The sequence below is a fragment of the Falsigemmobacter faecalis genome (genome assembly GCF_003863335.1).
In the GTDB taxonomy this organism is placed as follows: Bacteria; Pseudomonadota; Alphaproteobacteria; order Rhodobacterales; family Rhodobacteraceae; genus Wagnerdoeblera; species Wagnerdoeblera faecalis.
Genome location: NZ_RRAZ01000012.1, coordinates 117,719 through 127,193, shown reverse-complemented (window position 1 = coordinate 127,193; position 9,475 = coordinate 117,719). Strand labels below are relative to the sequence as shown.

Sequence of the window (9,475 nt, the reverse complement as noted above, 5' to 3'; positions counted from 1 at the left end):
GTTAGGGGCGCTCTATCCTAAGGCGGATTTGTGCAACAACGCCCACTGGAGATATTGCTCTATATCGGACAAAGAAGAGGTGACTTTGTTAAGCTGGGCCCAAAGGACATTCAGGACGGTATGCTCTGCTTGCAGCAGCAAAAGACGAGCCAGCCAGTCTACATCCCACTAACGTCTCGCTTTCAGGAGATCATCAAGGATATACCAGCAGATGCGCCAAGTTTCATAACCACGGCCAAGGGAGAGCCTTTCACTCCTGCAGGCTTCACAAACTGGTTTAGGGATATGTGCAAGGAGGCTGGGCTTCCGAAGGGACTATCCCCTCACGGCGTCAGAAAGGCCACCTGTAGACGGTTAGCAGAGGCAGGATGCACCCCCCACCAAATAATGGCTATATCAGGACACAAATCCCTTAGCGAAGTGACACGATATACCGCCGCTGCAAACAGAAGGGATCTAGCACTACAAGCGATAGCGACACTAACCGAGCACTAAAATATTACCACCAAGCGTCAAACCCGTTATAAGGGTTTGTCAAATCGCCACGTAAGAGGCTGATAAATAAGAGAAAAATGGGGTAAATGGCGGACAGTGAGGGATTCGAACCCTCGAGACGGTTCCCCGCCTACACACTTTCCAGGCGTGCGCCTTCGACCACTCGGCCAACTGTCCGTTGCGCTGTGATTAGCCGCCTCTGCGCGGCGATGCAAGGCGTCAGGCGCGGAAAAATTCAATCAGCCGCCGGATTTATGCAGGATCACTCCCGAAGGGGCGCCTCTCCGCCTCCCAGAAGCCGCGCGTGTTCCTGCAGGGCAAAGCGGTCGGTCATCCCGGCCACATAATCGGCGATGATCCGCGCCAGGGTAACGTCGTCGCGCGCCTGATCCACGGCCTCACGCCAGTCGGCGGGCAAGAGGTCGGGGCGCGCCATAAAGAGCGGGAAAAGCCCGCGCAGAACGGCGGTGACGCGGGCGCGCTCGACCATCACCGAAGGGGCGCGGTACATACGGGTGAACAGAAAGCTGCGGATCGCCTTTAACTCCTGATAAAGCGGCTTGGAGAAGCGGATGACAGTGCCCTCCATCGCGCGGATCTCCTCCACCGAAGCGGGCTGCGCGGCGGCCAGACGGTTTTTTGCCACGGCAATCACATCCTCGACCATCACGCCGAAGACACGGCGCAGGGCTTCGTGGCGGCGGCGCATCCGCTCGAGGCCAGGATAGAGACGATCCACCGCCGCGAAGGCCGGGCCGGTGACCGGGAGCGCCTCAAGATCCGCCTCATCAAAAAGACCCGAGCGCAGACCGTCATGCAGATCGTGATGCGAATAGGCGATGTCATCGGCAATGGCTGCGACCTGGGCCTCGGCGCTGGCGAAGGTCGAAAGTTCAAGATCCCACATCGCATTGGCTTCGGCCAGGGCATAGGGCAAGGGCTCCGCCGCATGTTTAGGATCCGCGAAGGGGCCGGTGACGGGGCCATTGTGCTTAGCGATGCCCTCCAGCGTCTCCCAGGTGAGGTTCAGCCCGTCGAAATCCGCGTAATGCCGCTCAAGCCGGGTCACGATCCGCAGGGCCTGGGCGTTGTGATCAAAGCCGCCATAGGGCGCCATCAGCTCGGCCAAAGCATCCTCGCCGGTGTGCCCGAAGGGCGTGTGCCCCAGATCATGCGCCAGCGCCACGGCCTCGGCCAGCTCCGAGTTCAGCCCCAGCACGCCCGCGATGGTACGCGCCACCTGGGCCACTTCGATCGAATGGGTCAGCCGGGTGCGGTAATAATCCCCCTCATGTTCCACAAAGACCTGGGTCTTATGCTTCAGACGGCGAAAGGCGGAGGAGTGAATGATCCGGTCGCGATCGCGCTGAAAGGGTGAGCGAAAGGTGCTCATGCGTTCTTCAGAGAGGCGGCCACGGCTGGCGTCCGGGTGGCAGGCATAGGGGGCGAGCATCTGGCCTTCCTTGTCGCTGGCAGTCATCAGGCCTATATTCACACCGGATAGAAACTTAACGCAATGATCGCCGCCATGTCCCTGACGCTGCCCCCCACTGTCACCGACCGCGCCTGGGCGCGGCTTTCTGAAATCTCTGAAGCCATGGGTGAGCAAAAGCCCCTGCGCGTGGCCGTTGAAGGCGGCGGCTGCTCGGGTTTTCACTATGATATCAAGCTCGATGAGCCGGCCCCGGATGACATCGTGCTGGAGCGCGCAGGCCAGAAGGTGCTGATCGATCCGGTCTCCCTGCCCTTCCTGCAGGCGGCAAAGATCGATTTCACCGATGAGCTGATCGGGGCGCACTTTGTCATTGAGAACCCGAATGCCTCCAGCTCCTGCGGCTGCGGAACCTCATTCTCGATGTGAAACTGCGGCAGGCAGACAGGTCAGGCGGTGCCTGACAGGCGCGGCCAGCCTTTCTGTCTGCCTCAGGTCGAAAAGAGTTCAGACCGGTTTGGTTATTCCGGCCACCGGGGCCTCAGCCCCGGGAATTGGTCGCAGGGCAGACATCCCCTCGCGAACCCGCGGCACCTTCGTTCACGTCGGTGCTGCGGTGTCAGACAGTCTGACAGCCCGGCCCGCATTCCGGACAGGCGGAGGCTATGGACAAAAAACGACTGATTATCGCGCCTTGCCTTTCCGCTGGCAGCAGTTCTGCGCGGCAGACTTCTGAGCTGAATGCAGGCCTCACCGGCGGGCGGACCGGCGGTGAGCAGGCCCGACCACCTCGCGCATCGCGACATAGGTGTAAAAGGACGACACATGCGGATCGGCATGAAAGACCTCAGCCGCAAACTGCGCATAGGCCTCCATGCTCTCAAGCTGCAGCAGCAGCGCAAAATCCGCGCCCCCCGTGACGTAAGACGCCTGAATGACCTCTGACCGGCCCTGCAGTTTCTTTGAAAAAGCCGCCGCCTGCCGCGCCCCCTGATCGATCGAGACCAGCACATGAATGGTCAGCGGCACCCCCATCACGGCAGGGTTCACCACCGAGACATCCGCGACGATCACCCCCTCGTCGCGCAGCCGCCGCAACCGGCGCAGCACCGCGCTTTGCGACAGCCCCACCCTTTCGGCCAGCACCCGCGCCGGGGTCTGGTTGTCACTTTGCATCTCGCGCAGCAAAGCCTGGTCAAACTGATCAAGTTCAATGCTTTTCGCCATAACACCCCCGCTCTTTGACGATTTTTGTCACACGGCGCGAAAAAACGCCATCTTTCGCCAGAGAAATCCGCTAATTTCCAGGCTCGGGGCAATGCCACTGCCCAAAAGACCATCAGGGATTCCAGCGACATGGACAAAACGACCTACAGCCCGCGCACTCTCGCCGTTCACGCGATGGGGGCGATTGACCCGATCACCAAAGCCGTGGTGCCGCCGATCCATGTCGCCACCACCTATATCCGCGACGAAGACAACGCCTATTCCTCGGGCTATTGCTACGGCCGCCCCGACAATTCCACCATTCGCGAAGCCGAAGCCGTACTCGCCCACCTCGAAGAGGCCGAAGCCGGGGCGCTGCTGTTCGGCTCGGGCATGGCTGCGGCCACCGCCGTTTTCATGGCGCTGGAACCGGGCGCCCATGTCATTGCGCCAAAAGTCATGTACTGGGCGCTGCGCCGCTGGCTTTTTGAAGATGCCCCCGCCCTTGGCCTCAGCGTGACCTTCGTTGAGATGGACAGCCTTGCGCAGATTGAGGCCGCGATCCGGCCTGGCAAAACCAAACTCATCTGGGCCGAGGTGCCGTCGAACCCGCTCTGGACCATCACCGATATCCGCGCGGCCGCCGATCTTGCCCATGCCCATGGCGCGCTCTTTGCCGTCGACAGCACCGTGGCCTCGCCCTTCCACACCCGCCCGCTGACCTTGGGCGCAGATGTGGTCATGCATTCGGTCTCCAAAATCCTCAACGGCCACTCCGATGTCATCGGCGGCGTGCTGATGGCGGCAAAAGACGATGCTTACTGGGCGCGCGTCAAACGCATCCGCAGCGCCATCGGCTCGATCCTCGGCCCCTTTGAGGCCTTCCTGCTGATGCGCGGCCTGCGCACCTTCCATCTGCGCGCCGAAGCCCAGGCCAAAGCCGCCGAGGCGCTCGCAAAACGCTTTGCCGCCCATCCGCTGGTGGCCCAGGTCCTCTATCCGGGCCTGCCGCAGCACCCCGGCCATGATGTCGCAGCCGCACAGATGGAAAACGGCTTTGGCTATATGATCTCCATCCGCGTCTCGGGCGGAGAGGCCGCCGCCATCGCCACCGCAGCAAAGGTAAAGCTCTGGAAACGCGCCACTTCGCTCGGCGGCGTCGAAAGCCTCATTGAGCACCGTGCCTCGATTGAAGGCCCCGGCACCCCCTGCCCGAGCGATCTTCTGCGCCTCTCGATCGGCATTGAGGATGTGGAAGATCTCTTTAACGACATGGATCAGGCCCTGAAAGCCGCCCGGGGCTGAGGCACTGCCCCTGCCCGGTCCTTGCACGACTGAGCGATCCGCGCTAGGTCCGGGCTTTATTCGTCATCGCCGGAGGTCCTTCCATGGGCATCGACAAACAAAGCGACATCGCCGCCAATCTGCAGATCGGCCCGACCACTCTGGGCATGGTCCGCATCTATCTCGAAGCCGACGGGGTTGAGCTGCCGCTCGATTTCGACCCCGAAGAGGCCGAAGAGATCGCCGAAGAACTGCGCTCCGCCGCTGAGGCGGCCCGCCGCATCGCCGACAGCGCCGCCGGCAAATCCGGCAAGCCGAAGAAATAAGAAAAAGGGGCCCCAGCGCCCCTTTTTTAATGCCCCCACCCCAGGGCTTTGGCTTTTTCCAAATACTCCGGGGGTCCGGGGGCAGCGCCCCCGGCCTTCGCCGCTTAATCCGCGATCAGCTCAAAGCGGTCGACATCGACCATGCCACGATCCGTGATCTTCAGATGCGGGATTACCGGCAGCGCCACAAAAGCCAGCTGCAAAAACGGCTCATCCAGCACCACGCCCAGCGTCCTGGCCGCCGCCCGCAGATCGACCAGTTTCCCGCGCACCGCCTCAAAGCTCTCAAGGCTCATGAGCCCGGCCACCGGCAGCGAAAGTTCCGCCAGAACCTCCCCCCCCGCCACCACGACAAAGCCGCCCTCAATCTCACCCAGACGGTTGGCCGCCAGCGCCATATCGGCGTAATCCGCCCCCACCACAGCGATATTGTGGTGATCATGGCAAACGGTCGAGGCGATCGCCCCCCGCGTCATGCCAAAGCCCTTCACAAAGCCATTGGCAATATTGCCGTTGATGCCATGCCGCTCGATCACCGTGATGCGCATCAGATCGCGGGCCACATCGGGCTTACGGTCACCATCCTGCGGCGCGATCTCCACCCGCAGATGCTCGGTGATGATCTTGCCCGGCAGAATACCGATCACCGGCAGCTCATCGCGGTTGCCACGGTGGCGGAAGTCCTGCGCCGTGACTTTTGCCGCTTTGACCGAATTGCGCGCCACCGGCTCGATCAGGCTGCGCGCCGCAAAGGCCGCGTCATCAGCCACCACCCCGTTGCACAGCACCAGCGAGGCATGACAGCCCTCAAGGCTGTCGATCACCGCAATATCGGCGCGCTTGCCGGGGCTGATCTGACCACGGTCTTTCAGACCAAAGGCCTCTGCCGCCGACAGGCTCGCCGCGCGGTAAACCGCCAGCGGCGGACAGCCCTTCGCGATCAGCGTGCGGATCATATAGTCCAGATGGCCATGCTCAGCGATATCCAGCGGGTTCCGGTCGTCGGTGCACAGGCACATATAGGCCGAGGTCAGATCGGTCAGCACCGGAGCCAGGGCCTCAAGATCGCGCGAGACCGAGCCTTCGCGGATCAGCACCCGCAGCCCGCGCTGCAGCTTTTCAACGGCCTCGGCCGCCGAAGTGGCCTCATGCTCGGTCCGGATCCCGGCCGTGACATAGGCGTTCAGATCCCGCCCCGACAGCAGCGGCGCATGGCCGTCGATATGGCGGCCCTGAAAGGCTTCCAGCTTCGCCATACACTCGGGGTCTTCATAGATGACGCCGGGGTAGTTCATAAATTCCGCAAGCCCGATGACCTGCGGGTGATCCGCCAGCGGCAAAAGATCATCCGCCAGGATCCGCGCCCCCGCCGTCTCCATCGGCGAGGAGGGCACGCAGGACGAGAGATTCACCCGAATGTCCATCACCGTCTTTGACGCCGCATCGAGGAAATACTGCAGCCCCGGCACCCCCGCGACATTGGCGATCTCATGCGGATCACAAATCACCGTGGTCACACCACGCGGGGTAACACAGCGGTCAAACTCAAAGGGCGTCACCAGCGAGCTTTCGATATGCAGATGCGTGTCAATAAAGCCGGGGACGAGGATCTTGCCCGAGACATCGATCTCGCGCCGCCCCTCATAGCTGTGCCCCAGACCCACGATGGTGCCGCCGCAGATCGCCACATCGCCCGCAATCAGTGCGCCGGTGACGGTGCAGAGCACCCGCCCCCCCTTCAGCACCAGATCGGCGGGTTCGGCCCCACGGCCCTGACGGATGCGGTTTTGCAGCTGAGACATCGGGTTTCCCTTAAATTTCACCGGCGCAGATTAGCCCCGCCGGGCCTCGGGTGATACAGCCATATTCGCACAGAATGTCGCAGCCGTGACCGCAGGTGACTGGCCGTGAAGCGAAGGGGCTGCTAGACCTGTCTTAGCAGATTATTAACCATACCGGAGTATCCCGCTTACATGTATCGGATCGCTCTGCCTTTAACGTTTCTTCTTGCAGCCTGCGGCGCCCAGCCCGCGCCGGAATTTTACGGCGCAAAACGGACAGATATCCGACACGCAGGGCGGGATTACGTCGTCTATCAGAAAGGCAACCGGGCTGAGATCATCCGCATGGGCTTTCTGCGGCCCGGCCGGCACCGCGCCACGCGTGAGGCGATGACGACATTGCTGGAGCAGGTGACCGGCTGCCCGATCAATGCCGCAACCCTGCAGGGCGACAGCGGCGAGATGCGCACCACGCTGCGCTGCCCGGCAGATCCCACAGACTGAGACGCCCCCCCCGCAGAACGCGTAAAGCCGCAAAAGGAAACGGGGGCCCGAAGGCCCCCGCTGTGTCAGATCACTCCTGAACGGTGACCTTAACCATGGTATCGGGGTTTTTCACCGCGCCCGACTGACCCGCCCCGCGGCGGATCTTATCGACGACCTCCATACCGCTCTCGACTTCCCCAAAGACGGTATACTGACCGTCAAGGAAAGGCGCCGAGGCGAAGGTGATGAAGAACTGGCTGTTGGCCGAATCCGGGTTCTGCGAACGCGCAGCCCCCACCACACCGCGCGCGAAAGGCGCGGGGGTGAATTCCGCCTTCAGATCCGGCAGCGCCGAGCCGCCCATACCTGCGCGGGCCAGATCCTCGCCTTTGCCGAATTCGACATCGCCGGTCTGCGCCATGAAGCCCTCGATCACGCGGTGAAAGACGACGCCGTCATAGGCCCCCTCTTTCGCCAGCGTCACCACCCGCTCCACATGGCCCGGAGCCAGATCCGGACGCAGGTTGATCACAACCTGGCCATTGGCCTCACCGGCAATATCGATCACCAGCTTGGGATCGGCAAAAGCCATGCCCGCCGCGCAGACAAAAGCCCCCGCCAGCAGCGCGACCTTAGACATCGGAAGCCACGCGGACTTTGATCATCCGGTCGGGGCTTTGCGGCGGCTCACCACGGATGATCTTATCGACATGCTCCATGCCCGAGATGACCTGACCGTAAACGGTGTACTGGCCATTCAGGAAGCTGTTGTCTTTGAAGTTGATGAAGAACTGCGAGTTGGCGCTGTTCGGGTTCGACGAACGCGCCGCCCCCAGCGAGCCGCGGGCATGCGGGATGCGCGAGAATTCCGCCGGCAGATCCGGCAGATCCGAGCCGCCCGTACCGGCGCGACGGATGTTGAACGCATCATTATCAGCGTTGCCGTTGGCCACATCGCCGGTCTGGGCCATGAAGCCCTCGATCACGCGGTGGAAGACCACGCCGTCATAGGCCCCGGCGCGTGCCAGCTCTTTCATACGCTCGGAATGTTTCGGCGCGACATCGGGCAGCAGCTCGATGACAACGTCGCCGTGCTTCAGCGTCATGATGATGGTATTTTCCGGGTCTTTATACTCGGCCATAGGTGCCTCCTTGGTAACTGGCGGCAGACTAATGCGAATGCGGCAACGGGGAAAGGCCAAAGCTGTTGACTTCCGGGCCCTGGGCAGGAATGAGAAACCGCCGCAAGCGGAGATGGAAATGGCCTGGAAAACACTCGATGAGATGGATCTGAACGGTAAGACCGTTCTTGTGCGCGTTGATATCAACGTGCCGCTGGAGAACGGGCAGGTGACGGACACCACCCGGATTGAAAAAATTGTCCCCACCATCACGAGTATCCTCGACAAAGGCGGCAAGCCGGTTCTTCTGGCGCATTTCGACCGCCCCAAAGGAAAAGTCGTCCCGGCAATGAGCCTGAGCCAGGTTTTCCCTGCGCTCGCCGAGTGCCTTGGCCGCCCGATCCGCTTTGTGAACGACTGCATCGGTCCGGTGGCCGAAGCCGCTGTGGCCGCGCAGGAAGCCGGTGAGACGCTGCTGCTTGAGAACACCCGCTTCCACGCGGGCGAAGAGAAAAATACGCCTGAGATGATTGCCGCGCTGGCAAAGCTTGGTGACGTTTTCGTGAACGACGCCTTTTCGGCTGCGCACCGCGCCCATGCCTCAACCTCCGGTCTGGCCGCTGCCCTGCCCGCCTGTGCGGGTCGTCAGATGGAAGCCGAGCTGCAGGCGCTTGATGCCTCGCTCGGCCATCCCAAACGTCCGCTGGCAGCCGTCGTCGGCGGGGCGAAGGTTTCGACCAAGCTGGAACTGCTGTCGAACCTTGTGGCCAAAGTTGATCATCTGATCATCGGCGGCGGCATGGCCAATACGTTCCTTGTGGCGCAGGGCGTTGAAGTCGGCAACAGCCTGGCCGAGCGCGAGATGGCGCCCACGGCGGCGGCGATTCTGGCGCGCGCCAAAGAGGCAGGCTGCACCATCCACCTGCCCGTCGATGTGGTCGTGGCGCGCGAGTTCAAAGCCAATGCCGCGCATGACGTGGTCCCGGCTCTCGCCTGCCCGGCCGATGCGATGATCCTTGATGCCGGTCCGAAGACCGCCGAAGCCATCGCAAAGGTCTTTGCTGAGTGCCGCACGCTGATCTGGAACGGCCCGCTGGGGGCCTTTGAGATTGAGCCCTTCGATGCGGCCACCAATGCGGCTGCAAAAGCGGCGGCGGATCTGACGAAATCCGGTCAGCTGATCTCTGTTGCGGGTGGCGGCGATACCGTTGCGGCGCTGAACAAAGCCGGGGCTGCCACCGATTTCACCTATATCTCGACCGCAGGCGGCGCCTTCCTTGAGTGGATGGAGGGCAAGCCCCTGCCCGGCGTCGACGCGCTGGACCAATAAAAGCACCAGGCCGC

Annotated in this window: 11 protein-coding genes and 1 tRNA gene; 6 read left to right on the top strand and 6 right to left on the bottom strand. The window is 62.2% G+C overall.

Features of this window, described 5'->3' with window-relative positions:
- The first annotated feature begins 30 nt into the window (after positions 1-30).
- A complete protein-coding gene (locus EG244_RS21480; RefSeq protein WP_124964866.1) occupies positions 31-495 on the top strand; it encodes a tyrosine-type recombinase/integrase in 465 nt (154 codons plus the stop codon).
- Positions 496-582: 87 nt separating this feature from the next.
- On the opposite strand, the gene EG244_RS09990 is transcribed toward EG244_RS21480, so the two are convergent.
- A tRNA-Ser gene (locus EG244_RS09990) sits at positions 583-672 on the bottom strand.
- Positions 673-757: 85 nt separating this feature from the next.
- Complete coding sequence (locus tag EG244_RS09985) at positions 758-1,948, bottom strand: deoxyguanosinetriphosphate triphosphohydrolase (RefSeq protein WP_124964865.1); 1,191 nt, start codon at positions 1,946-1,948, stop codon at positions 758-760.
- A gap of 75 nt (positions 1,949-2,023) precedes the next feature.
- Between EG244_RS09985 and EG244_RS09980 the strand changes: the two genes are divergently transcribed.
- Positions 2,024-2,356 carry a HesB/IscA family protein gene (locus EG244_RS09980; RefSeq protein WP_199737919.1) on the top strand — a complete coding sequence of 111 codons (333 nt, stop codon included), beginning with the start codon at positions 2,024-2,026 and terminating at the stop codon, positions 2,354-2,356.
- 321 nt (positions 2,357-2,677) lie between these two features.
- On the opposite strand, the gene EG244_RS09975 is transcribed toward EG244_RS09980, so the two are convergent.
- Positions 2,678-3,154, bottom strand: coding sequence for an Lrp/AsnC family transcriptional regulator (locus tag EG244_RS09975; RefSeq protein ID WP_124964864.1), 477 nt, complete (start codon positions 3,152-3,154; stop codon positions 2,678-2,680).
- A 129-nt stretch (positions 3,155-3,283) separates the two neighbouring features.
- On the opposite strand from EG244_RS09975, the gene EG244_RS09970 reads away from it, so the two are divergent.
- Both EG244_RS09970 and EG244_RS09965 read left to right on the top strand, forming a co-directional pair.
- Positions 3,284-4,438: a trans-sulfuration enzyme family protein gene (locus EG244_RS09970; RefSeq protein ID WP_124964863.1), complete on the top strand. Its 1,155-nt coding sequence runs from the start codon at positions 3,284-3,286 to the stop codon at positions 4,436-4,438.
- Positions 4,439-4,521: 83 nt separating this feature from the next.
- The gene (locus EG244_RS09965; protein WP_124964862.1) at positions 4,522-4,743 is read left to right on the top strand and encodes a DUF6324 family protein; all 222 of its coding nucleotides are present in this window, start codon (positions 4,522-4,524) and stop codon (positions 4,741-4,743) included.
- Between the two features lie 104 nt (positions 4,744-4,847).
- Here the strand turns inward: EG244_RS09965 and ade are convergent, their stop codons facing one another.
- Positions 4,848-6,545 (bottom strand): adenine deaminase, encoded by a 1,698-nt coding sequence (gene ade / locus EG244_RS09960; RefSeq protein WP_124964861.1) that lies wholly within the window; start codon positions 6,543-6,545, stop codon positions 4,848-4,850.
- A gap of 171 nt (positions 6,546-6,716) precedes the next feature.
- On the opposite strand from ade, the gene EG244_RS09955 reads away from it, so the two are divergent.
- Entirely contained in the window at positions 6,717-7,028 is a 312-nt protein-coding gene (locus tag EG244_RS09955) for a hypothetical protein (protein WP_124964860.1), read from the top strand.
- A 70-nt stretch (positions 7,029-7,098) separates the two neighbouring features.
- On the opposite strand, the gene EG244_RS09950 is transcribed toward EG244_RS09955, so the two are convergent.
- Positions 7,099-7,602 carry a peptidylprolyl isomerase gene (locus tag EG244_RS09950; RefSeq protein WP_233588974.1) on the bottom strand — a complete coding sequence of 168 codons (504 nt, stop codon included), beginning with the start codon at positions 7,600-7,602 and terminating at the stop codon, positions 7,099-7,101.
- Positions 7,603-7,642: 40 nt separating this feature from the next.
- Entirely contained in the window at positions 7,643-8,152 is a 510-nt protein-coding gene (locus EG244_RS09945) for a peptidylprolyl isomerase (protein WP_124964858.1), read from the bottom strand.
- A gap of 118 nt (positions 8,153-8,270) precedes the next feature.
- On the opposite strand from EG244_RS09945, the gene EG244_RS09940 reads away from it, so the two are divergent.
- On the top strand, positions 8,271-9,461 hold the full coding sequence (locus EG244_RS09940) for a phosphoglycerate kinase (protein WP_124964857.1): 1,191 nt from the start codon (positions 8,271-8,273) through the stop codon (positions 9,459-9,461).
- The last annotated feature ends 14 nt before the right edge of the window (positions 9,462-9,475 follow it).

Bases quoted from the DNA above. Each gene is read 5' to 3' on its own strand.
- EG244_RS09940 (WP_124964857.1), top strand. From the start codon at position 8,271: ATGGCCTGGAAAACACTCGATGAGATGGATCTGAACGGTAAGACCGTT.
- EG244_RS09970 (WP_124964863.1), top strand. From the start codon at position 3,284: ATGGACAAAACGACCTACAGCCCGCGCACTCTCGCCGTTCACGCGATG.
- EG244_RS09955 (WP_124964860.1), top strand. From the start codon at position 6,717: ATGTATCGGATCGCTCTGCCTTTAACGTTTCTTCTTGCAGCCTGCGGC.
- EG244_RS09980 (WP_199737919.1), top strand. From the start codon at position 2,024: ATGTCCCTGACGCTGCCCCCCACTGTCACCGACCGCGCCTGGGCGCGG.
- EG244_RS09965 (WP_124964862.1), top strand. From the start codon at position 4,522: ATGGGCATCGACAAACAAAGCGACATCGCCGCCAATCTGCAGATCGGC.
- ade (WP_124964861.1), bottom strand. From the start codon at position 6,545: ATGTCTCAGCTGCAAAACCGCATCCGTCAGGGCCGTGGGGCCGAACCC.
- EG244_RS09975 (WP_124964864.1), bottom strand. From the start codon at position 3,154: ATGGCGAAAAGCATTGAACTTGATCAGTTTGACCAGGCTTTGCTGCGC.
- EG244_RS09950 (WP_233588974.1), bottom strand. From the start codon at position 7,602: ATGGCTTTTGCCGATCCCAAGCTGGTGATCGATATTGCCGGTGAGGCC.
- EG244_RS09945 (WP_124964858.1), bottom strand. From the start codon at position 8,152: ATGGCCGAGTATAAAGACCCGGAAAATACCATCATCATGACGCTGAAG.
- EG244_RS09985 (WP_124964865.1), bottom strand. From the start codon at position 1,948: ATGCTCGCCCCCTATGCCTGCCACCCGGACGCCAGCCGTGGCCGCCTC.